The organism is Nitratireductor sp. XY-223 (assembly GCF_004959855.1).
In the GTDB taxonomy this organism is placed as follows: Bacteria; Pseudomonadota; Alphaproteobacteria; order Rhizobiales; family Rhizobiaceae; genus Hoeflea_A.
Genome location: NZ_SPNT01000001.1, coordinates 13,380 through 37,048, shown reverse-complemented (window position 1 = coordinate 37,048; position 23,669 = coordinate 13,380). Strand labels below are relative to the sequence as shown.

Genomic DNA, 23,669 nt, shown 5'->3' with positions numbered 1-23,669 from the left:
ACGTATCAGGCGCGGATATGCAGCGTCTGCTGGTAGATGGCCGTCGAGCGGGCGCCGGACCGGCAGTAGCCGAGCATGGGGCGTTCCATCTCGTCGAGCGCATCGACGAATTCCTGGACTTGCTCGAAGCCGACGCCCTCGCGGCCGACCGGAATGTGCCGGGTCTCGATGCCCAGAGCCTTGGCGGCTTCGGCGATTTCCGCGAAGCTCGGCTGCCCTTCGACTTCGGCGTCCGGCCGGTGGCAGACGATCGCCTTGAACCCCATCCCCGCGACGGTCGCGAGATCCTCGACGGTGATCTGCCCGGCGACGGAATACTCATCATTGATCTGGCGGATTTCCATGTTTCTGTCCCTGCGGTGATGGTGTTGCCCGCTTTATAGAGCAACTGTCCCGCAAAGAGAATATCGCCCGTCGCTCAGGCCTTGCCCCATCCGCCGCCATTGGCCGTGTCGATGAAGATCCGGTCGCCGGCCTGCAGCGACACGCCGCTGGCGAAGGCGCGTGCGTCGCGCTCGCCATTCCGGTGCACCACCGCGAAACCGTTGGTGCCGCCCGGCGCGCCGCCCTCAAGCCCCCAAACAGGGATGCGGTTGCGGCTGTAGCCGGCGGAAAATACCGCGTTCCCGCGCATGCGGTAGCACAGCGAGAGACCCTTGCCGCCCCGGTGCCGGCCCTGCCCTTCGGTGCCGTCGCTCAACGATTTGTAGTCGACCGCAAGCCCGTAGCGCGCTTCAGCGATCTCGATGGGGCAGTTGAAGGTCTCGCCATGGCTGCATGAATACATGGCGTCGAGGCCGTCCCGTTCCGCGGTCGCGCCCCAGCCGCCCATCTGCGGCTCGACCATCGTGTAGCGGCGACCGGTGTCCGGATGCACACCCGCCAGTACTGTGCCGCAGATCGAGGCGAAATGCCCGGCCGGCAGCCGCTCGGGCATCGCCCGTGCCAGGCACTGCCACAGCATATCGTAGAGCCGGATACGGGTTTCGAAGTAATAGCCGTGCGGTGCCGTGCCGGTGGCATGGAAGATGGTGCCGGGCTCCGTCAGCACCTCGAGCGCCCGGAACGAGCCCGCATTGGCGAACAGCGACGGGTCGGTCAGCGCCTTGAAGATCATCTGCGCCGATATGACCGCGCCGTCGCGGCTCGTATTGTAGGGCGCATCGCGCACCTGCGGATTGTCCCGAAGGTCGACGGTGAAACGTTCCGGCGAAATGGTGATCGCCGCCCGCCACAGCGCGCCGTCATCCTGTTCCTCCTCGATTTCGAACGTTCCTTCCGGCAGGCTCCTCAGCCCGGCAAGGCCGCGCCGCTCGCCCTCATCGAACAGCGCTTCGAGCGCGCGCTCGAATGCGCGAACGCCGTGCGTTTCGACGAGTTGGACAATGCGTCGCTCGGCGATACGGCTGGCCGCGATCTGTGCCCACAGATCGCCGTTGGAAAATTCCGGCAGCCGCGAATTGGCGGTAATGATCTCGAACACCGGCCGCACCCTTTCACCGGCGTCGAACAATTTGACCGCAGGCAGCCGCAGCCCCTCCTGGAAGATCTCGGTCGCTTCGGTGGACATCGAGCCGGCGACGCGCCCGCCGACATCGTTCCAGTGGGCGATGGACGCCGTCCAGGCGAGCAGGGCGCCGTCCGCAAACACCGGCAGCGCGATCACCACATCGTTGAGATGGGTGACGCCGCCGAAATAGGGATCGTTCGTGATGAAGGCGTCGCCGGGGCGGATATTGTCCCGGCCGTGGATGTCCAGGATGCGACGCACCGCCTTGTCGAGCACGCCGACGAAGGTGGGGATACCGGCACCGGAACTGACCAGGTTGCCGTCGGCGTCGGTGATACCGGTGCCGACATCGAGAACCTCGTAGATGATCGGGCTCATCGCCGTCTTGCGCAACACCGCGAACATCTCGTCGGCGGCGGCAACGAGGCTTGCCTGGATAACGGCCGCGGTGAATGGATCCGTTTCGTTTGGCGCGGTCATGTCAGGCCTTCACAAATTGCGCGTCGCGCGGCAGCTCGGAAAGGATTTCCGGCCCGTCGTCGCGCAGGATGACGATATCCTCCAGCCGGATGCCGAAACGGCCGGGCAGGTAGATTCCGGGTTCGATGGAAAACACCATGCCGGTGTCGAGCACGACGTCCGAAGTCGATGTGATATAGGGCGGCTCGTGGCCCTCGACACCCATGCCGTGGCCGGTGCGGTGGACGAAATAGTCGCCATAACCGGCCTCGGCGATGAGGTTTCGCGCCGCGGCATCCACTTCGCTGGCCCTCACGCCGGGACGCGCGGCGCGCATCGCCGCCTGCACCGCGGCCTCGACGATGCCGTGCACCTCCTCGTAGCCTTCCGGCGGATCGCCGATCACCAGCATGCGGGTGATGTCGGAGGAGTAAGTACCCTTGCGCGCGCCGGTATCGATGACGACGGCGTCGCCCGCGGCGAGCACCGTATCGCCGGTCTGGTGGTGCGGAAAAGCGCCATTGCCGCCGGCGCCGACGATTCGGAAGAGCGGGGTTGCGCCATTCGCGGCAAAACTGTCCGAGATCACATCGGCCAGCTCGATTTCGCGCATGCCCGGCCGGGCGGCAGCAAATGTGGCACGCATCGCCTCATCCGCGAGACCGGCATTCATCTTGAGCCCGCGAAATTCCTCCTCGTTCTTGCGCATGCGCAACGCGCCGAGCGTTGTTCCCGTGAAAGAGTGTTTGGCGCCCGGTATCGCATCGAGCACCAGCAGCGCAAAATCGGCGCGCATCGCCTCGTCCACGACAACGGTCCCGGCACGCTCTGCGCCGACGGCCGCGAGCGCGGCTTCCAGTGCGGTGCCCGGACCGTCCGCGTCGTCCCAGGTGTGAAAGGCGATATCCGTCTCCTGCCGGCTTCCCTCTGCGTTGAGCGCCGGCATCAGGAAGGCTTCCGCGGTGGGGCCGACGAACAGCATGCTCGGTCGCTCGTCTGGATGCGGGTAAAATCCCAGCAGCCACTTCATGTGCGCGCCGGGCCCGATGGCGACCAGGTCGGTGCCGTTTTCGGACATTTTCTCGCGCAACTGGGTCAAACGGTTCACTTGATCAGCCTTCCGCATTTGTTCCGTCCTCGTCTTTGCGGCGTTCTTACGCGGCGCTCGCGGTGATCGTCTCGGCCGGCACCACGATGCGGCTGCCGAAGAACTCGCCGTCGTCGAAGCCGCCGAAGCGGGCGATCTCGTCCTCGGGCGGCGCCTCGCACGACCATTTGCGGCTCGGAATCCAGCCGCACTGCCGTTTCAGCAGCGCCGCGTATTCGGCGCGCTTGAACGCGGCGATCGACGGATCGATCACCGGAACGCCGAGTTCCTTTTCGAGTTGCTTGTAGAAGCCGATCTCCAGCGTGCAACCAAGGATCAGCGCTTCCGCGTAGTCCTCTTCAACAGCTTTCCGCCCGGCTTCCAGAAGCAGGTTGTTGGTCCGCCGATGGTCGGTCTGGAAGTCATTGACCCCGAGTTCGACATGGTAGAATCCCGACAGCCGGTCGCCCTGGCCGTTGGAGCGCACCGTCGCCTCCATCTGGTCGACCCATTTGCGGCGGCCGACGATGACGCCGAAGCGGTTGGCAAGGCTGGTGGCAATCTCGATCGAAGCCACACAGGGCGCGGTGACGATCATCTCGCCGGAAATCTCCCGCGCGTCGTGCAGCGCCGTGTCGTAGAAGCAGCCGATCGCCAGCGCATCGAAACCCTCGCGGGCCGCGGCCCGGGTCGCCCGGATGATGCCGCGCGTCACCATCGCCTCGTAGGAACGGAACTCGATATGCGAGAACGCGCCGTCCTGCGCCGGAAGCGACGTGACGTGGACTTCCGTGTTCGGCAGTTTGTGCGCAGCCGTCATATCGGCGAAGACCTGGTCGTAGTCGTCCCGTCCCGTCGGGCTGAGATACATGACCTTGAGCGGTTTGTCGGTTTGCATGACCGTTCCTCCCATCCTGTCCGTTCAGATCTTGACGCCGTAGACCTCTTGGGCCCGCTCCGGCGTGATCAGTTCGTTCTTCACGTCCCTGCGCACGGCATCCGGGTCGCGCTCCTTCGGATCGCCGAGGCCGGCACCGTTGCCGGTCACCACCCGGATGACGTCGTCCCGCTGGGTCGTCAGACCCGAGACGAAGGCGAAGCGCTGCGTCTCGCCCTCCTTCGGCCGGAACTCCACATAGTTGGACGATCCCTCATTGCCGCCGTCGAGCGACCAGGCCGGGAACCTGGAGCGCGTGTAGCCGGCGGTGAGGAAGCCGTTGTCGGCGCGCACCCGGTAGTCCATGACGATGCCCCGTCCGCCGGTGAACTTGCCCTCGCCGCCCGGTTCCATGTTCAACTTCAGGCAATCGACGTAAAGTCCGTTGCGGGCTTCGTTTATTTCCGCCGGGCAATTGTAGGTTTCCCCGTGGAAGCCGCAGAAGACCGCGCTGTTGCCGTCGCCGTCGCGGCTGGCGCCCCAGCCGCCGAGCTGCGGCTCGATGATCGTGTATTGCCGGCCGGTATCCGGGTGAATGCCGCCGATGAATGTGCCGCAGACCGACGCGAAATGTCCGGCGGCCAGCCGCTCAGGCATATGCGGCGCCAGGCAGCGCCACATGATGTCGTAGACCCGAAGCTCGATCTCGTAATAGAAACCGATCGGCGCCGGCTCCTTGGCATGGAACACCGATCCTTCACGGGTCAGGAGGTTGATCGGCCGGAACGAGCCGCCGTTGGCCGGCGAATAGGGGTCGGTCAGCGACTTGAAGATCATCTGCGCACAGACCATCACCCCGTCTCGGCTGGTGTTGACCGGATTGTCCGACTGGTCCGGGTTGTCCCGCAGGTCCACCGTGAACTCCTCCGGTCCGATGGTGATCTTCACATTGAAGATGCGGCCGTCATCCTGCTCTTCCGAGAGTTCGAAGGTCCCCTGCGGAAGGTCGGCCAGCGCCGAGAGCGACACTTTCTCGCCGAAATCCATGAAGGATGACATCGCCCGCTCGAAGGTTTCGGTGCCGTATTTGGCGGCCAGCTCCTTGAGGCGTTTTTCGCCGACGCGCACCGACGCGATCGCAGCCCACACATCGCCCTCCAGCACGTCCGGCATGCGCGAATTGGTCTTGATGATCTCCATGACCGGCTGGATCGGCTCGCCTTTTGAGATGATCTTGATCGCCGGCAGGCGCAGCCCCTCCTGGAAGATCTCCGTCGCCTCGCCGGACAGCGAACCCGGCGCCATGCCGCCGACGTCGGAATTGTGGGCGATATTGGCCGTCCAGGCGATGATCCGCCCGTCGGCGAAGACCGGCATCGCGACGACGATGTCGTTGAGATGCGTGACACCGCCGTAATACGGATCGTTGGTCGCGAACACGTCGCCCGGCTCGATGTCGCCTGGCTGGTCGAACTTGTCGATGAAGACCCGCACCGCCTTGTCGAGCACGCCGATAAAGGCAGGAATCCCGGCCCCGGACGATGCGAGCATGCCTTTCGCGTCCATGATGCCGGTGCCCATGTCGAGCACCTCGTAGATGATCGAGCTCATCGCCGTCTTGCGCATCGCCGCGAACATCTCGTCGGCGGTCGCCTGCAGGGAGTTCTGGATGATTTCCAGGGTGATCGGATCGTTGGAACTGCTCATCTTCGCCTCCCTAAAGTTCGATGTGGATATTGCCGTAGGCATCCACACGGGCACTGGCGTTCGGATTGACGACAACCGTGGTTCCGGGGTCCTCGACAATCGCCGGTCCGGAGAATTCCATGCCGGGTTTTAGGGCCGGGCCATCATAGATGTCGCTTTCATGCTCGCCCTCGAGGGCGAAATCGACGACCCGCCGGCCTTTCAGCGCCGGCCCGGCGTCCTTGTCGCCCAGCGGCTGCGGCGCCATGGTCAGCTTGCCGACCTCGGCTGCGGCAACCAGATGGATGCCGACCATCTCGACCGGGGCGTCGAGCCGGTATGTATATTCCCGCTCGTAGGTCTCATGGAACAGCGCCTCGATCTCCGCGAGCCGCGCCTCGCTGACCTCCCCTTCCGGCAGCAGCACCTCGGTCGTGTGCTCCTGGTTCTGGTAGCGGAACTTACCGAAGCGGTGGAAGGTCACCCGCGACGGATCGATGCCCTCGGCCTCGAACTGGCCGCGCGCCTGCGCTTCCGTCTCGGCGAACAGTTCCTCGATGGCCTTGGCGCCGCCTTCCTGCAGGTCGACCAGCCGGGTGACGAAATAGTCGCGCCGCAGGTCCGACATCATCATGCCCCAGGCCGAGAACACCGAGGCGCCGGCCGGCACGACGACCTTCTTGACGCCGAGTTCCGCCGCCAGCGCGACCGCGTGCATGGCACCGCCGCCGCCGAAGGCGACCAGCGTGAAGTCGCGCGGATCGAAACCGCGGTTGAGCGAGACGAGCTTGAGCGCGTTGACCATGTTGTTGTTGGCAATGCGCACGATGCCGCGCGCAGCTTCCTGGGGTGTCACGCCGAGCTTGTCGGCGATCTTCCCGATCGCCGCGTTCGCCGCGTCCATGTCGGCATCGATCTCGCCACCGCAGAAATAGTCCTTGTTGATGCGTCCGAGGTGAAGATTGGCGTCGGTTGTTGTCGCCTCGGTGCCGCCCTTGCCATAGGCCGCCGGTCCCGGCAGCGCGCCGGCCGATTGCGGGCCGACATGCAGCTTCTGGAAATCGTCGACCCAGGCGATCGAGCCGCCGCCATTGCCGATCTCGACGAGGTCGACGACCGGCACCATGATCGGATAGCCCGCCGAGGTTCGGTCCTTCTCGATCCAGTAATCGGTCATGATCTTGATCTGGCCGTTCTCGATCAGCGAGCACTTGGCCGTCGTGCCGCCGATGTCGAGCGCCAGCACGTTTGGCTCGCCGATCAGCTTGCCGAGCTCGGCCGCGCCCCAGAAACCCGAGGCCGGGCCCGATTCCACCATGGTGATCGGGATGCGCGAGACCGATTCCAGCGAGTCGACGCCGCAATTGGACTGCATGATATAGGGGCTGCCCGAAAAGCCCTTGCCCGCAAGGCCGTCATTGAGGCGCGACAGATAGCGTTCGGCGATCGGCTGCACATAGGCCGAAAGCACCGCCGTGTTGGTGCGCTCATACTCGCGCCATTCGCGGGTGATCTGGTGCGACGAGACCACCGAAACGCCCGGCCACGATTGCTGCACCTCTTCGAGCACCGCCTGTTCATGCGCCGGATTGGCGTAGGAATGCAGGAAGCAGATGGCGACCGCCTGGACCCCCTCCTCCTTGAAGCCGTCGAGGATCGCCGGCAGCCCGCCCGTGTCGAGCGGTTGCAGTTCCTCGCCGCGATAGCTCATGCGGCCGGGCAGTTCCCTGCGCAGGTAGCGCGGCACGAAGGGCGCCGGCTTCTTGTAATGAAGGTTGAAAAAGTCCGGCCGGTTGCCGCGCGCGATCTCGAGGATGTCGCGGAAGCCTTCGGTGGTGATCAGGCCGACCTTGACGCCCTTGCGCTCCGTCAGCGCGTTGATGACGACGGTCGTCCCGTGGGCGAGAAAATCGACCGTACCCGGATCGACGCCGCCCTTTTCCAGAACGTTCAACACGCCCTTCTCGAAGTCCGGCGGCGTCGTGTCGGACTTTGCCGTGCGCACGCTGGCGACACCGTTTTCATCCGTCTCGAAACAGACTAGGTCGGTGAATGTACCACCCACATCGGTCGCGACACGTATCGTAGAGCTCGCCATCACTGGCCTCCCATGCTCAGTTTTTCCTTGAGAAAGCAAACACTTCCCGGCAATTTCAGAATCTCCGCCGCAGCGACTTTATCCGGCGTGTAAAAGCCCGCCTCATGCAGGAGGTTGATCGTGCCCAGCACCGCCCCGCCGACAACCACCGGCAGGTTAAGCACCGACTCGCAGCCCAGTGACTGGATGAGCGCGTGATCGTTGAAAACCTCGGCGATGCTGCCGATATCGTTGGCGACAAAGTTCTGCTGTCCGTCAAGGACCTGATCCGACCAGCGGTCGCTGTCGACCGTCTTCGTGCTGGAACAGGGATAGGCCTGCGGCATATTGCTGTAGCAGCGGCTGGCAAGTCCCGTCTCCCTGTCGAAGGTCATCAGTGTGAACAGTTTCACGCCGATATGTTCCGCCGTCAGGGCCTCAAGCGCGCGGTGCACCGCCTGGGTATCGGCCGCGCTTTCGGTCGCATTCTTGAAATCCAGCATCATGTCCTCAGCCAGCACTTGTCTCCTCCATGACTTTTCGGCGCAGCGCCTCCTCGTCGTCCGTGATCACCGGGATCGCGCCGATCAGGCTGCGCGTATAGGCGTTTGCAGGTTGCTCGAAGATTGTCTCCGTCGGTGCCTGCTCGACCAGCCTGCCGCGCTCGAACACGGCGACCCGGTCGGCGATATTGCGCACCACGCCAAGGTCGTGGGTGATGAACACATAGGTGAGGTTGCGCCGCTGCCGCAGCTCGTCGAGCAATTTCAGCACCCGTGCCTGCACGAGGACATCGAGCGCCGAGGTCGGCTCGTCCAGCACCAGCACCTCCGGCTCGCAGGCCAGCGCCCGGGCAATGGCCACCCGCTGGCGTTGCCCGCCCGAGAGCGCCGACGGATAGCGGTGCGCGAAATCGGCCGGCAGCCCGACCTCCTCGAGCAGCGCGCCGATGCGCGCCTTGCGCCCCGGCCGGTCGCCGATTTCGTGGACATTCAGGGCAAGCCTCAGCGAAGCGCCGACCATGCGGCGCGGATTGAGCGACGACAATGGGTTCTGCTGCACGAACTGGATCGAGCGGCGCAAGGGCAGCGTCCGCCGCGCCGGCAGGAGTTCACCGTCCAGGAAGAACTCGCCGGTGCTCGGCGGATAGATGCCGAGCAGCATGTTGGCGAATGTCGTTTTTCCCGACCCGCTCTCGCCGACGATGGCCAGGCACTCGCCGCGCACCGCCGTCAGCGACACGGAATCCAGCGCTTTCACCTCATGGGTGCCGGTGAGGAAGATCTTCGACACGTTGCGCGCCTCGACAACCGGGCGGAGATCGGCGACCGCATCGTTCATGACGCCACCCCATGGTCGATCATCGGATCGGTGAACCCGGCATCGGTTTCGGATATCGTCGGAATGCCGCCACCGGTGATACGCGGCACCGCCGCCATCAGCGCCCGCGTGTAGGGATGACGCGGACGGTGGAACAGTTCAGCGGTCTCGCCGTGTTCGACCAGCCGGCCCTTGTAGATCACATAGACCCGGTCGGCGAATTCCCGCACCACGCCGAGATTGTGCGAAATGAAAAGGACGGACGTTCCACGGCGCTCCACGAGGTCGCGCATCAGGTGCAGCGTCTGCGCCTGAACCGTCACGTCGAGCGCCGTTCCCGGCTCGTCGGCGATCAGCAGCGACGGCTCGTTGGCAAGCGCCATGGCGATCATGACGCGCTGGTTCATGCCGCCGGAAAGCTGGAACGGATAGGATACCAGGACCCGTTCGGGTTCGGGGATCGATACATCCTTGAGCAGCGCGACGGCGCGGGCCTCGGCATCCCTTTCGGAGATGTCGGGATTGCCCCTTCGCAGCACCTCGTTGAACTGAACGCCGATCGTATAGACCGGATTGAGCGACGAGGTGGGGTCCTGGAAGATCATCGAGATCTTGGTTCCGCGCAGCGCCAGCCGCGTGCGCAAGGCCAATGCCTCGAGATCCTGTCCCTCGAAATGCACCGACCCGGAAATACGTGCGGATTTCAGCTCCTGCAGCAGGCCGAGGATGATGCGCGCCGTCACCGACTTGCCGGAGCCGGATTCGCCGACCAGTGCGACCTTTTCGCCGCGGCGGACGTTGAGCGAGATGCCGTGCAGGACCTCGACAAGGCCGGCATAGTTCTTGAACGCAAGCTTCAGGTCCCGGATGTCGAGCAGATAATCGTTCATTGATCGCTCCCCAGGACCTGGCGCAGCGCATCGCCGAGCAGGTTGAAGCCGAACACCGCGATCAGGATGGCAAGCGACGGGAACACCGTCAGCCACCAGGAATCGGGCAGGTAATTGCCGCCTTCCGCGACCATCGAACCGAGGTCCGGCGTCGGTGCCTGGACCCCGAGGCCGAGGAACGACAGCGACGAGGCGATGAGGATGACGAAGCCGAGATCGAGCGTCATCTTGGTGACGATGGACGGCACGCAGTTGGGCAGGATCTCGCGGAACATGATGTGCAGCCGCGAGGCGCCGATGATCTCGGCGGCAAGCACGTAGCCTTCCTGCGCCTCCGAGCGGGTCACGTTGTAGACGAGCCGCGCATACCAGGGCCACCACATGGTCGTCACCGCCAGCATGCCGTTGGTCAGGGTCGGCTCGAGAACGCCCATGACGGACATGGCCAGCACCAGCGGCGGGATCGACAGGAAAACATCGGTCAGCCGCATCAGGATGAACTCCGCCCAGCCGCCGAGATAGCCGGCGGCCAGCCCGACCGTCACGCCGATGGGAACCGCGATCGCCAGCACGACGACCCCTAAAAGCAGCGAAATACGGTAGGCATAGAGGATGCGCGAAAAGACATCCCGCCCGACGAGATCGGTGCCGAAGATGTTGGGCCAGTGCGGCGGCTGGTTGAAATTGGTGAAGTCCACCACGGCGCCGCGATGCGACGGGAACGGGGCGATGAGGTCGGCGAAGACGGCCGAGAAGACGACCGTGCCGACGAGGATCAGCCCGATCACCGAAAGCGGGTTGGACAACAGGATCGACAGCGTGCGCCTCATGGCCGCCCCCTCTCCGCCAGCCGGATGCGCGGATTGATATAGGCGATCAGCAGGTCGACGATGATGTTGACGATCAGGAAGGTCGCGGAAATGACGAGCACCGTGCCGACAATGGCGTTGAGGTCCTTGCGCAGGATCACCTGTACGCCGTAGCGGGACAGGCCCGGCCACGCATAGACCGCCTCGACGAGGAATGCGTTGCCGAGCATCGCCGCGAAATCCAGACCGATGATCGTCAGCGACGGGATCAACGACGGGCGGAAGGCATAGCGGTTCGCGATACGGCGGGCCGGAAACCCGTAGGATTGGGCCATCTCGATATAGGGCTTGTCATAGGTCTCGACCATGTTGGACCGTGTCAGCCGGGCCGCCTGCCCGATGCCCGAAAGCGCCAGCGCGAAGGCCGGCAGGATGATGTGGTGGGCGGCGCTCAAAAAGGCCGGGATGTCGCCGGCAAGAAGCGAGTCGACCAAAAGGAAGCCGGTGATCCTCGGCGGCACGGTCAGCGTGTCGGATATCTGGCCGGCGATCGGGAACAGCGGCAGGAAGAAGGCGAAGAGCAGCATCAGGATCACCGCCCAGACGAAGCTGGGCGCCGAAACGCCGAGTAGCGACACGACGCGTATGATGTTGTCGGCGGCCTTGCCGCGATAACGCGCCGAGGCGATGCCCAGCGGGATCCCGAAGCCGATCATGAAGATGCCGGCAACGATTACGAGTTCGAGCGTCGCCGGCAAGAACTGCGCGATGTCCGTAGTCACGGGGCGGTTGGTGTAAAGCGAGACGCCCAGATCACCGCGCGAGAAATCGCGCACGAAATACCCGTACTGGATCCAGATGGGCTCGTTGAGGTGCAGTTTCTCGCGCAATTGCTCGACCTGCTCGGTCGTCGCGTTGGGGCCCAGCGCGATGCGCGCCGGATCGCCGGGTATGACCCGGGCGATGGTGAAGATCAGCATCGATACGCCGATCAAAACGATGATCGAGATCGACAGCCGCTTCACGAGAAGGCGGACGACAGGCGACATGGCGGTTCAGCGGTTCTTTCAACGCGCCAGGGGCGCGGGTTAAAAAGCGGGCCGGCGCATTCGCGCAACCGGCCCGACGCACAGGGTCAGTTCTGATCCTGCATTTCCATCAGGCGGAAGGAAAAGCCCATCCCGTCGAGACCGAACGCCTTGGCCGGATCCGACAGAGCCGGAACCTTGACCCGGTCGCTGGCGGCGAAGACGTTCTGGCGGTCATAGCCGTAGATCGTCGGCGCGATCGCCATGAGCCGGTTGTTGAGCTCGTGGTAGGCCTTGGCGCGGGCCGACTCGTCCGTATTGACCCGGCCTTCTTCGAGCAGCCGGTCGACATCGGCGTCCTTGAGATGTTCCGGCGACTGCCAGGTGCCCGGTGCCTTGGAATCATACATGCCGTAGAGCAGAGTGTCCGGGTCCCCGGTCACCGCATTGTTGAAGATCTGCGAGATATGGGGTGTGTTCTCGGCTTTCGAGACCTGCTCGGCGAAGAGCGCCCAGGGCATTTTCTTGATCTCGGATTTGACTCCGAGCTCGGCGAAATTGGCCTGCATCAGCAGCGCGAAACGCTCTTCCAGTGGCACCTCGGCGATCCAGGAAATCTCGATGGTCTGGTCGCCAGGCGCGTAACGGCAGGAGTTCAAATGCTGCTTTGCTGCATCCAGGTCGCGGACAAGTTCGGCGGATGGCGGATTGGCGCCGAGCATGCCGACCGGGATGGCACCGGTTGCCGGGCTTCCCTGCGACACGTCATCGGTGACCGCGATCATCTTGATCGCCGCCGCGTAGTCGAACGCCTTGGCAAGCGCCAGGCGGCATTCCGGATCGTCGAGCGGCGGCTTGGTGGTGTTCATCTTGACGTAGAAGGCACCGCTGCCGGATTCCGTCAGCAGTTGCGCGCCGTCCTGGGCCAGCGCCTTCAGGACCTCCGGCGGCAGCCACTGAGAGGAGATATCGTGCTCGCCCTGGGAAATAAGCGTGCGCACGGTGGCTGGCTCCAGCCCGTAGCGCAGCCGTACCGTATCGGGCGCGGCGCCGGGTACGCCGAGGAAATAGTCGGCGTTCTTGGCCATCACCGTTTCCTGCTGCGGATTGTGAGACGATACCTTGTAGGCGCCGGTTCCCGCGCCGTTGGCAGAGAGGAAAGCCTGGCCCCAGTCCTTCATCTCGCCGTCGCCCTCGCCAAGATTCTCCATCACCAGCTTCTTGTCGACGATCGGCAGGCGCAGCATGGAGGCAACGAATGGTGCATAGGTCTCTTTCAGCACGAATGTCACCGTGTGATCATCAACCGCCTCGGCCTTCTCGACATTGGTAAAGAGGTAGGAAAAGCCCAGACCAAGTTCCTGCATGCGGTCCAGCGAGAAAACAACGTCCTCCGCCGTCAGCGGATTGCCGCTCTGGAACTTGACGTCCTGGCGCAGTTTGAACGTGTGGCTGTTGCCGTCGGCCGACCAGCTTTCGGCGAGATGCGGCACGAGCCCCGGCGCACCCTGCGCAGGCAGCACCAGCGTGTCGTAGACATTGAACATCAGGATCGAGTCTGCGTAGTCGGTCGCCTTGCCGGGATCGAGTTCTCCGACCGCCACCTCGTCGAGGCGCAGCACCGTTTCGGCAAGCGCCGGCGCCGCCGGCATGAGCGCGAGCGTGCTGACACTCAAAAGTGCCGCAGCCGCTGTTTTCGCAATTCTGTTCATCGGTTCCTCCCTGCACGGTTAGGTTCGCGGTTTGTACGGGCGGTCATTCCGCCTTCTGGTTCTTTTCCTTGTGGAACGGGGTCGCCGGCTCTTCGCAAAAGACATCCATGGTGCCGGCCCACAAAATGGTTGCCGGCTTGTCGGTATGGTTCCAGCTCGAGTGCACGCGGGTCGACGGAAAATGCACGGAGTCACCGGTGCCGAGAATGGTCCTCTCGCCGTCGATCTCGATGGTGATCGTCCCGTCCAGGACGAACATCATCTCTTCGCCCTCGTGGGCAATCGGTTCGCTGCGGTAGCCGGGAGGTTCGCGGATGATGACACTGCGAAGGATGTGGCCGGGAAAGGACGACGAAACCCGTTCATAGGTGACGGAGCTTTCACTGACAGCAAAGACCGGCCGGCCCGGCTGACGGCTCCGCGCTTCATTCTCGTCCGGCTGCGGTTGACTGGTCAAGAAGTCGCCGACATTGACATCGAGCACGCGCGACACCGAGACCAGCGACGAAAGTGACGGAACGGCAATGCCGCGTTCAATCTGGGAAATGAATCCGACGGACAGCCCGGCCGAGTCGGCAACGGCCTTGAGCGTGAGCCCCAGTTCCCTGCGCCGCTCCCGCAGGCGCGTCGCCAGGGCTCCGTGATCCTCCACGTCCTTGGATTTCGCCGTCTCCTGCCCGCTCAATCCTGCCTCCCAAATTTTAGTATTACTAAAACGATGACTCGCATTTTCACCGGAGTCAAGATTTTTTTAGTGATACTAAAATTTCGGAGAAAACACGCGCAAAAACCGGCTCCGAAGAACCGGCTAAGCAGCTATAAATATTATTATTTCCTAATTTCCGGAACCTTGTGCCCGAATCTGCTTCACCGGCTCAAGGTGCGCTGGACGGCATCCTTCCAGCCAGCGAGATCGGCTCTGCGCGACGCATCGTCGATACGCGGTTCGAAGCGGCGGTCGCGGGCCCAGCCGTCGGCAAAGGCGTTCCGGTCCGGCCATACGCCGGCGCGCTGCCCGGCCAGCCACGCCGCCCCGAGCGCGGTGGTTTCCAGGATGACCGGGCGGTCGACCGGCACCCCCAGAATGTCGGCAAGGCGCTGCATCGTCCAGTCGGACGCGACCATGCCGCCATCGACGCGCAGGACCGTCTGTGCATCACCGCCCTGCCAGTCCCCGCGCTTGGCGGTGAGCAGGTCATGCGTCTGGTAGCAGACGGAATCGAGCGTCGCCTTGGCTATCTCGGCCGGGCCGGTGTTGCGTGTCAGGCCGAACAGGGCGCCGCGCGCCTCCGCGTCCCAGTAGGGCGCGCCGAGCCCGACAAAGGCCGGCACCAGATAGACTGCCTGCTCCGGGTCGGCCCTGGCGGCGAGCACACCACTCTCCTCAGCCGATTGGATCAGGCCAAGCCCGTCGCGCAGCCATTGCACGCCGGCGCCGGCGACGAAGATCGACCCCTCAACGGCATAAGTTGTGACGCCGTTAAGCCGGTAGGCGATGGTCGACAGCAGGCGGTTTTTCGAACGCACAAGTTCGTCGCCCGTGTTCAATAGCGAGAAGCAGCCGGTTCCGTAGGTGACCTTCATCATGCCCGGTTCGAAACAGGCGTTGCCGATCGTCGCTGCCTGCTGATCGCCGGCGACGCCGAGGATCGGCGTTCCGGCGAGCGGGTGGTCGGCCTTCACGGTCCCGAAATCATCCGCGCTGTCGCACACGTCGGGAAGCATTCCGGACGGTACCCGCAGGTGGCCCAGGAGTTCGTCGTCCCAGCAGTTCTGTTCGATATTGTACATCAGCGTGCGCGACGCATTGGTCGCGTCGGTGACGTGGCGCGCACCACCGATCAGGCGCCATATCAGGAAACTGTCGACGGTTCCGAAACACAGCTCGCCCCGCTCGGCGCGCGCCCGCGCATCCGGAACGTTGTCCAGCAGCCAGCGCAGCTTGGTTCCGGAGAAATACGGATCGAGCAGCAGGCCCGTCTTGCCGGTAAACATCGGCTCAAGCCCGTCATCCTTCATCTGGCTGCACATCGACGCGGTCCGCCGGTCCTGCCAGACGATGGCATTGAACACCGCCTCGCCCGTCTCGCGATCCCAGACAACCACGGTCTCGCGCTGATTGGTAATGCCGATCGCGGCGATATCCGCGCCGCTCAAACTGGCATTTTCGAGCGCTTCGGCGATCGACCGGTTGACGGTATCCCAGATTTCCTCCGGATCGTGCTCGACCCAGCCCGACCGCGGGAAATGCTGGGTGAACTCTTTCTGGCCCACTCCGGCGACGCTCTGGTCATCGCGAAAAACAATGGCTCGGCTCGAGGTGGTTCCATGATCGATCGCCAGGACATGATTTGCCATACTTTATCCTCCCCGCTTTTCCGCTTGTCGGAATGCGACTGCCGGCAGTCGGCCGGATTTGCCCGGCGCTCAGCCTGCCTTCAACTTTTGCTTTTTGGAAGTGTCGAGATAGGCCGACAGCGCGGAAATCTGTTCCTCCGACATCTGGAGGCCGCGCTTGGTGCGCCGCCAGACGATGTCATCGGCCATCACGGCCCACTCGTTTTCGACGAGATAGTCGACTTCCGCGGCGTAGAGATCGCTGCCGAAACATGTTCCGAGATCCTCGAGGCTGCCGGCGTCGCCCAGGATCGCCGCCGCCCTTGTCCCGTAGAGCCGCGCCAGCCTGTATGCGTGCCCGTCCGCCAGAAAGCCGAAGCGTTCCTTGAGGTCGGTGAGCAACCGGTCGAACTCGCGTACGCCGAAATCGCCGCCGGGCAGACGCGCCTCTGCCGTCCAGCCGGGTTTGCGCTTGCCCAGGCGCCGCTCGACCTTTTCGAGCACAGCCTCGGCCAGGCGCCGGTATGTGGTGATCTTGCCGCCGAATATATTGATCAGCAGGCCCTGATCCGGTGCACCTTCCTCGACGAGGACATAGTCACGCGTCGCTTCCTGCGCCGCCGACGCGCCGTCGTCGTATAGCGGCCGCACACCGCTATAGGTCCACACGACATCGTCCCGCGTTACGGGTTCGGCGAAATACTCGGACGATGCCTCGCACAAATAGGCAATTTCCTCTTCGCTGATTTCGGCCGTATCGAGGTTCTCGTCGAAATCCCGGTCGGTGGTTCCGATCAGCGTGAAATCGCGTTCGTAAGGGATCGCGAAGATGATGCGCTCGTCGCGGTTCTGGAAAAAGAACGCCCGCTCATCCTCGAACTTGCGGTCTATCACGATATGGCTGCCCTGAACCAGCCGGACATTGCGGGCGTCGTTCTCACCGACCGCCGTGCGCAGGACGCTGTCGATCCAGGGTCCTGCCGCATTGATCACCAGCCGCGCGCGGACCGTCTGCGTCTGTCCGGTCAGCGTGTCCTCGATTGACACGGTCCAGGCATCCCCGTCGCGCCGTGTATCGACCACTTTCGTGCGCGTGCGGATAACGGCGCCGCGGTCCGCCGCATCGCGCGCGTTAAGCGCGACCAGCCGCGCGTCGTTCACCCAGCAATCCGAATATTCGAAAGCCTTTGTAAAACCGGGCTTCAGCGGCGCACCGGCCGGGTCCGACTTCAGGTCCAGTACCCGTGTCGGCGGCAGCAGTTTGCGTCCGCCGAGGTGATCATAGAGAAACAGGCCGAGACGCAGCAGCCAGGCCGGGCGCAGCCCTTTCTGATGGGGAAGAATGAAGCGCATGGGCCATATGATGTGCGGCGCCATGCGCCACAGCACCTCCCTCTCCATCAGCGCTTCGCGCACCAGCCGGAACTCGTAATGTTCCAGGTAGCGCAATCCGCCGTGGATGAGCTTCGTCGAGCTGGAGGACGTGCCGCTGGCAAGATCGTCCTTCTCGGCCAGGAAGACCGAGAACCCGCGCCCGGCGGCATCTCGGGCGATACCGCAGCCATTGATACCGCCGCCAATGACAAACAGGTCGTATATGTCGGAACTCTTCATTTTTTTAGGATTTCAACTGCGTATTCAGTCCATTTCGAAAATATATGAAAATATTCGAAAGTCAAATGAAAGAACGGTGGATCCGCTCATCCCGACGTGCCTGTTTCCCTGAGATCGACGTCATGTCGGCACACAGGCGTCGGACGGCGTGATACATGGACGTTTCCGGTGCGGGTTCCGGTGCGCGCGGTCAGCGCACCGTTCCTGGATGGGTGTATGCCGGGCAGGTGTCACCTATGTCACAAAAGTGTATTTGCTTGATTTGGGCCCCGATTAAAGGCGGTGGTACAGCTACCTGCCAGACATCGACCTTCAAGAAAGACGGGTTCCCTTTCCCATGCAGGATCGCGCCATATCGAGACCCGCGGCACTTCAGACCGGCAGCCTGCTGGTCGGTGCGGCGGCTGGCTGTGTCCTGCTGCTGCTCGCCTACCAGGCGGGGGCGGTGCGGCTGTTCCTGGCCGCGTCAATCGGCCTGTTTGCTGGCATTGCACTCTACCACGCGTCCTTCGGCTTCACCTCCGCCTGGCGCAGTTTCGTTTTTGAAGGACGCGGCGCAGGGCTTCGCGCGCAGATCCTCCTGATCCTGCTGACCTGTGCGATCGCGTTTCCGCTGATCGGCTCGCAAGGCCTGTTCGGACGCCCGATTTCAGGCGCCGTCGCACCGTTCGGCTATGCGGCGGCGCTGGGCGCCTTCCTCTTCGGCGTCGGCATGCAGTTCGGCGGCGGCTGCGCGTCCGGAACGCTGTTTACGGCGGGCGGCGGCAACACCCGCATGCTTGCGACGCTTTCCGGTTTCATCGCCGGATCCGTCATCGCAACCGCCCACCTGCCCTTTTGGTGGTCGCTCCCCGCGCTGCCGGCGTTCTCGCTGGTCGAAACCTATGGCGCAGCGTCGGCTTTTGCGATGACCGCACTGGTACTCGGAGCCGTCTATTACATCAGCCGCCGGCGTGAAATCGACCGGTTCGGCGCGCTCGAAAAGGGACCGCAGAAAGTCAGTCTTGTTCGCGGGCCCTGGCCGAAATCCTGGGGCTGCGTCGCCCTTGCGGTTGTGGGCATCGCCACGCTCGTTGTCCTTTCCCGTCCCTGGGGCATCACATCCGCCTTCACGCTTTGGGGCGCGAAGATCGCGCAAAGCGGCGGTGCACAGTTGCAGGACTGGCCTTACTGGTCGGGACGCATGGCATGGTTGAACCAGTCCGTGTTTGCCGACAGCACGTCGATCATGAATTTCGGGATCATCGTCGGAGCCTTCGTCGCAGCGAGCCTCGCCGGCAGGTTTGCACCGAACTGGAAAGTCGATGCCCGTGATGTGGCCATCGCGATCTGCGGCGGCCTGCTGATGGGTTACGGTGCCCGGCTCGCCTATGGCTGCAATATCGGCGCTTATCTTGGCGGCGTCATTTCCGGCAGCATGCACGGCTGGGGCTGGTTGGTTTTCGGCTTCCTGGGCAGCAGCTTCGGGGCCTATGTCGTGATTCGCCTGGATACGGTGCACGCTCAAAAGGGCGTTTGACCAACCACCAGGCCCGAGACCGCGCATCTTCCCGTCCGTGGTTTCGAGTTTCGTGGGGGGTCACATGATCCGCTCGGCCAACAACATCCGCCAACCCGGTGTAACAATTTGCGAATTGACAATTTGCGCCCGGCATTGTTCAACCGTTGTATGCAGGCCGCTCACCACTGCAACCATTACGGTGAGCCGGCAAACGTAAACATATGATTATTTTGTTTTGATCTGTGCTAATTTGCATTGGCCAAAACCGGACTGGCGTGAGATTGTACGATTGATGATTTGCGGGGGCGGTCGCAGAGGCGGGACATGCAGATAGATGATGATCGGCGGGGGGTATTGCCGGCTGGATTCGCGTCAGGACTGATGCGGTCGATCCATCAGACCTTCCTTGAAATGGGACGGCACCAGAAGCGCGCGATTTTCATGGCAATCGACGGCATCGCGATTGTCATGTGCATGGTGGCCGCGATGGCATTCCGTTTCGGCGAACTGGATTTTCCGGATCGAAGCAATCTGACCTGGCTGCTGGTTGCCCTGCCGATCGTCGGAATTGTCGCCTATCAGATTCTCGGCCTCTACAGCGTTTTGATCAGGGCGATGGAAAGCCGCATGATTGCCATCGTCGCCGGCGGCGCGGTTACGCTGATGCTGTTCGTCGCAGCGGCCTCGCACATGGACAGCGGCTTCGATATCCCGAGAGCCGTGCCTCCGATTTTCGCGATCCTCGTGTTTTTTTCGGTGGGGCTGACGCGGGTTATCGCGCGGGCCTACTACCAGCACGTCAACACCGGCCTGAGCATTCGCGAAAATGTCCTCATCTACGGCGCAGGTTCGGCCGGCACCCAGCTTGCCGCGGCGATACAAAGCGGCCACCAACAGCGTGTCGTCGGCTTCCTCGACGACGATCCTTTGCTCAAGGGAACAATGATACGCGGATGCCGTGTCTATGCGCCTGACAGGGTGGCTAAGCTGCAGCAGCGCTTCAATGTGACCCGCGTGCTGTTTGCCATGGCCAATGCGACCCCCACGCAAAGGCGCGGCATTGTCGCCCGCCTGGCGCCCTACAAGCTGGAACTTCAGACAATTCCTCCATTGAGCGACATTCTTCGCGGCAAGGCGGATGTCCAGCAGCTCAAGGAAATTCGCATTGACGATCTGCTCGGCCGATCGGCGGTCAGCCCGATATCACGGCTTTTCGACGAGGCGATCCAGGACAAGAACATCCTGGTGACCGGAGCCGGCGGATCCATCGGATCGGAACTGTGCAGGCAGATTTTGAAGGCAAGGCCCAGGAAGCTGATCCTGCTGGAGATCAGCGAGCTCTCTCTCTACAACATAGAGAAGCGGCTCAACAAGCACTTGCCCGACGACAGCGAAATCGAGATCGTTTATGCGCTCGGTGACGTGCGGGACCGCCGGCGGGTACGCACGCTTCTTCTTCGCCATGGTGTCGACATCGTCTATCACGCCGCCGCCTACAAACATGTGCCGATCGTGGAAGCCAATCCGTCCCAAGGCATCATGAACAACATATTCGGCACATTCACGATCGCACAGGAGGCCGTCAGCAGCGGCGTTGAGCGGTTTATCCTGATTTCGACGGACAAGGCCGTCAGGCCCTCCAACATAATGGGCGCATCGAAGCGTATCGCCGAGCAGGTGGTGCAGAATATCCAGGCAACCACCGATGGCACGGTTTTCGCGATCGTGCGCTTCGGCAATGTTCTCGGCTCATCGGGTTCGGTGATCAATCTCTTTACCGAACAGATCCACAACGGCGGACCCGTCACCGTCACCCATGAGGAGGTTACCCGCTATTTCATGACGCCCCAGGAAGCGGCGCAGCTCGTCGTCCAGGCCGGATCGCTGGCCGAGGGCGGCGAGGTCTTCGTGCTGGACATGGGTGAGCCGGTGCGGATCAAGGATCTGGCACGGCTGATGATCCAGTTGAGCGGAAAATCGGTTCGCGACGACGACAACCCGGACGGCGACATTCCGATCGAGATAATCGGGCTGAGGCCCGGTGAAAAACTGTACGAGGAACTCTTGATCACCGACCGGGTGGTCGGCACCGTCCACCCGAAAATCCTGCGCGCCGAGGAAAAGAGCGACGCGGAAGGTCCGGCGATCGCGGATCTGCTGCGCCGCCTTGAACGCGACATCGAAAGCGAAGACCCGAACCGGCTGCGGTTGACCATCCAGGGCGCCGTCGAGGGCTACACCTCGGACGTCGAGGAGATCACCTATCGGGGCGGGCAGACCGCCGAGGTTCTCAGTCTTGAAGAACAAAGGGCTTTCCGCCAAAAAGGGCACTGAAGCAGGCGCCTCGCTGTTGCTGCTTCCGTCCGCAAGCGGTGGATTGCATACTTTGCTCTAGTCTGGGAACACCATGATCATACCTGTGATTGTCAGCGGCGGTGTCGGATCCCGCCTTTGGCCCGCCTCGCGCCAATCCCATCCCAAGCCGTTTTTACCCGTCGAAAACGGCAAAAGCCTGTTGCTCAACACCTATATCAGGGCGGCATCGCTGGACGGCATCACCGACATTGTGACCATCACGGCGCACGACTCTTCGTTCAAGACCGTCGCGGAATACGAAAAATATGCCGCGCCCGGTGTGACCGATCACCTTCTGCTTGAGCCCATGGGCCGCGATACCGCTGCCGCGACGGCGGCGGCCACGGTCTATGTAGCGAAGAATTTCGGCCGCAAGGCGGTTATCCTCTTCCTGGCCGCCGATCACCTTATCCGCGACACGGCCGGGTTCAACAAGGCGGTCGCCGCAGCCGAGGCGTTCGCCGGGCGGGGCCGGGTCGTCACCTTCGGCATCGAGCCGGACAGGCCCGAAACCGGATACGGTTATTTGGAGGTCGAAGGAGACAACGTTGTCCGGTTCGTGGAAAAGCCCGACGCCGAAACAGCGAAAAACTATCTGGAAGCCGGCAATTTCCTCTGGAACTCGGGCATGTTCTGCTTCCCGGCCGGCGCCATGCTCGACGCCATGGAGGCGCACTGTCCAAAAGTCCTGCAGGCGGCCAGGACGGCGGTGGAAAAGGGCGCGCGACAGGAGATAGCGCCGCATACCACGGAAACGGTCCTCGATGCGGCGGCGTTTGCCGGCGCGCCCAAGATTTCCATCGATTATGCTGTGATGGAAAAGATCGCGAACCTGTCGGTGGTCAGGGCGAATATCGGCTGGAGCGATGTCGGCAACTGGTCATCGCTTTCCGAAAGCTACACGCCCGACAACGAGGGCAACACGACAATCGGCGACGCGGCGCTTGTCGGCTCGCGGAACTGTTTCGTCAGCGCGCAAGGCAGGCTGGTCAGCCTCGTTGGCGTCGAGGATCTGGCCGTGGTCGACACCCGGGATGCCACGCTTGTCGTCAACAAGGCCAGGTCGCAAGACGTCAAGGCCCTGTTCGAGATGCTGAAAGACAAAGGCCACGAGTCCCATGCGAGTTTTCCGACGGGGTATCGCCCATGGGGCTCCTATACGATTTTGGATGAGGGTGCCGGATACAAGGTCAAGCGCATCGAGGTAAAGCCGGGTGGCTGCCTGAGCCTGCAATCCCACAAGCACCGTTCCGAGCACTGGACGGTGGTTCAGGGCGTTGCCCATGTGGTCAATGGCGAGGAGCAGTTGGTGCTCAATCCGAATGAATCGACCTACATCGCGTGCGGCAACGTTCATCGCATGGAAAATCGTGGAGAGGAGCCGATGACTTTGATCGAGGTGCAGACGGGATCCTATCTCGGTGAGGACGATATCGTGCGCTACGAGGACATCTACGGACGTTCGTAGGCGGCTCAGCCGCCGAACCGGTCCAGGTAGTCGGCATAGGCCAACGCAATACCCTCTTTGAGGCCCGTTCGCGCGGTCCAGCCGTTTTCCTTCAGGCGGTCGACATCAAGCAGCTTGCGCGGCGTTCCGTCCGGCTTGGACCGGTCGAAAACGATGGTTCCCGCAAAACCCACGACATCCATGACGGTTTCCGCAAGTTCCCGGATGGTGATGTCCCTTCCCGTCCCGACATTGAATATGCCGGCGCGCATGCCGGATTCCATGACGAAAACGCACGCATCAGCCATGTCGTCGACGTAGAGAAACTCGCGCATCGGCGCGCCCGAACCCCAGACGACGAGCTCCCGCTCGCCACGCTCCTTGGCCTCGTGCGCCTTGCGGATAAGCGCGGGCAGCACGTGGCTGCTCGCGAGATCGTAATTGTCGTTCGCCCCGTAGAGATTGGTCGGCATCACGCTGACATAGCCAGTGCCGTATTGCGCGTTGTAGCTTTCGCAGAGCTTTATCCCGGCGATTTTGGCGATGGCGTAGGGCTCGTTGGTTTCTTCCAGCGGGCCGGTCAGCAGGTATTCCTCCTTGATCGGCTGCGGGCAGTCACGCGGATAGATACAGCTCGATCCGAGGAAAAGCAGCCGGTCGACCCCGGCCCTGTGGGCGCCGTGTATGACGTTCGCCTCGATGATCAGGTTCTGGTAGATGAAATCGCCGCGGGCGGTGTTGTTTGCCTGGATGCCGCCGACCTTTGCCGCGGCAAGGAAGATGTAGTCCGGTCGTTCGGACTTCAAGAATGCAAAGACAGCCGCCTGATCGGCGAGATCGAGTTCCGACCGGTCACGCACAAGCACATTGTCGTATCCGGCCGATTCCAAGCGCCGCACGATAGCCGAGCCCACCATTCCGCGGTGGCCGGCGACGAAGATCTTCGCATTCCTGTCCATG

Annotated in this window: 19 protein-coding genes; 3 read left to right on the top strand and 16 right to left on the bottom strand. The window is 62.9% G+C overall.

The features are described 5' to 3' along the window. Positions 1-5: 5 nt before the first annotated feature. From E4M07_RS00155 to glpD, 15 genes are all read right to left on the bottom strand, one after another. A complete protein-coding gene (locus tag E4M07_RS00155) occupies positions 6-344 on the bottom strand; it encodes a TIGR01244 family sulfur transferase (protein WP_136656264.1) in 339 nt (112 codons plus the stop codon). Positions 345-418: 74 nt separating this feature from the next. Beyond that, complete coding sequence (locus tag E4M07_RS00150) at positions 419-1,990, bottom strand: hydantoinase B/oxoprolinase family protein (protein ID WP_136656263.1); 1,572 nt, start codon at positions 1,988-1,990, stop codon at positions 419-421. Between the two features lies 1 nt (position 1,991). Further along, on the bottom strand, positions 1,992-3,077 hold the full coding sequence (locus E4M07_RS00145) for a Xaa-Pro peptidase family protein (RefSeq protein ID WP_246660327.1): 1,086 nt from the start codon (positions 3,075-3,077) through the stop codon (positions 1,992-1,994). A 46-nt stretch (positions 3,078-3,123) separates the two neighbouring features. Then, positions 3,124-3,954 (bottom strand): aspartate/glutamate racemase family protein, encoded by an 831-nt coding sequence (locus E4M07_RS00140; RefSeq protein ID WP_136656261.1) that lies wholly within the window; start codon positions 3,952-3,954, stop codon positions 3,124-3,126. Positions 3,955-3,978: 24 nt separating this feature from the next. After that, positions 3,979-5,640, bottom strand: a complete 1,662-nt coding sequence (locus E4M07_RS00135; RefSeq protein ID WP_136656260.1) for a hydantoinase B/oxoprolinase family protein — start codon at positions 5,638-5,640, stop codon at positions 3,979-3,981. 10 nt (positions 5,641-5,650) lie between these two features. Then, entirely contained in the window at positions 5,651-7,717 is a 2,067-nt protein-coding gene (locus E4M07_RS00130) for a hydantoinase/oxoprolinase family protein (protein WP_136656259.1), read from the bottom strand. After that, positions 7,717-8,217, bottom strand: a complete 501-nt coding sequence (locus E4M07_RS00125; RefSeq protein WP_206057146.1) for a GAF domain-containing protein — start codon at positions 8,215-8,217, stop codon at positions 7,717-7,719. Before E4M07_RS00125 ends, E4M07_RS00130 begins: the two co-directional genes overlap by 1 nt. Continuing rightward, the gene (locus E4M07_RS00120; RefSeq protein WP_136656258.1) at positions 8,207-9,037 is read right to left on the bottom strand and encodes an ATP-binding cassette domain-containing protein; all 831 of its coding nucleotides are present in this window, start codon (positions 9,035-9,037) and stop codon (positions 8,207-8,209) included. Before E4M07_RS00120 ends, E4M07_RS00125 begins: the two co-directional genes overlap by 11 nt. Then, complete coding sequence (locus E4M07_RS00115; protein WP_136656257.1) at positions 9,034-9,906, bottom strand: ABC transporter ATP-binding protein; 873 nt, start codon at positions 9,904-9,906, stop codon at positions 9,034-9,036. Before E4M07_RS00115 ends, E4M07_RS00120 begins: the two co-directional genes overlap by 4 nt. Further along, entirely contained in the window at positions 9,903-10,736 is an 834-nt protein-coding gene (locus E4M07_RS00110; RefSeq protein ID WP_136656256.1) for an ABC transporter permease, read from the bottom strand. Before E4M07_RS00110 ends, E4M07_RS00115 begins: the two co-directional genes overlap by 4 nt. Then, positions 10,733-11,764: an ABC transporter permease gene (locus E4M07_RS00105; RefSeq protein WP_136656255.1), complete on the bottom strand. Its 1,032-nt coding sequence runs from the start codon at positions 11,762-11,764 to the stop codon at positions 10,733-10,735. The genes E4M07_RS00110 and E4M07_RS00105 overlap by 4 nt, the downstream gene beginning before the upstream one ends. Before the next feature lie 86 nt (positions 11,765-11,850). Next, positions 11,851-13,455, bottom strand: a complete 1,605-nt coding sequence (locus E4M07_RS00100; RefSeq protein ID WP_246660326.1) for an ABC transporter substrate-binding protein — start codon at positions 13,453-13,455, stop codon at positions 11,851-11,853. 43 nt (positions 13,456-13,498) lie between these two features. Continuing rightward, a complete protein-coding gene (locus E4M07_RS00095; RefSeq protein WP_206057145.1) occupies positions 13,499-14,140 on the bottom strand; it encodes a cupin domain-containing protein in 642 nt (213 codons plus the stop codon). 182 nt (positions 14,141-14,322) lie between these two features. Next, positions 14,323-15,813, bottom strand: a complete 1,491-nt coding sequence (gene glpK, locus E4M07_RS00090) for a glycerol kinase GlpK (protein WP_136656254.1) — start codon at positions 15,811-15,813, stop codon at positions 14,323-14,325. 69 nt (positions 15,814-15,882) lie between these two features. Further along, the gene (gene glpD / locus E4M07_RS00085; RefSeq protein ID WP_136656253.1) at positions 15,883-17,406 is read right to left on the bottom strand and encodes a glycerol-3-phosphate dehydrogenase; all 1,524 of its coding nucleotides are present in this window, start codon (positions 17,404-17,406) and stop codon (positions 15,883-15,885) included. A gap of 337 nt (positions 17,407-17,743) precedes the next feature. On the opposite strand from glpD, the gene E4M07_RS00080 reads away from it, so the two are divergent. The 3 genes from E4M07_RS00080 to E4M07_RS00070 all read left to right on the top strand — a co-directional run bounded on the left by E4M07_RS00080 (position 17,744) and on the right by E4M07_RS00070 (position 22,730). Next, entirely contained in the window at positions 17,744-18,925 is a 1,182-nt protein-coding gene (locus tag E4M07_RS00080) for a YeeE/YedE family protein (RefSeq protein ID WP_136656252.1), read from the top strand. A gap of 363 nt (positions 18,926-19,288) precedes the next feature. After that, entirely contained in the window at positions 19,289-21,241 is a 1,953-nt protein-coding gene (locus E4M07_RS00075; protein WP_169054033.1) for a nucleoside-diphosphate sugar epimerase/dehydratase, read from the top strand. A 73-nt stretch (positions 21,242-21,314) separates the two neighbouring features. Next, positions 21,315-22,730, top strand: coding sequence for a mannose-1-phosphate guanylyltransferase/mannose-6-phosphate isomerase (locus E4M07_RS00070; RefSeq protein WP_136656250.1), 1,416 nt, complete (start codon positions 21,315-21,317; stop codon positions 22,728-22,730). A 5-nt stretch (positions 22,731-22,735) separates the two neighbouring features. Here E4M07_RS00070 and E4M07_RS00065 read toward each other — a convergent pair whose 3' ends face one another. Next, the gene (locus tag E4M07_RS00065; RefSeq protein WP_136656249.1) at positions 22,736-23,668 is read right to left on the bottom strand and encodes a GDP-L-fucose synthase; all 933 of its coding nucleotides are present in this window, start codon (positions 23,666-23,668) and stop codon (positions 22,736-22,738) included. Between the last annotated feature and the right edge of the window lies 1 nt (position 23,669).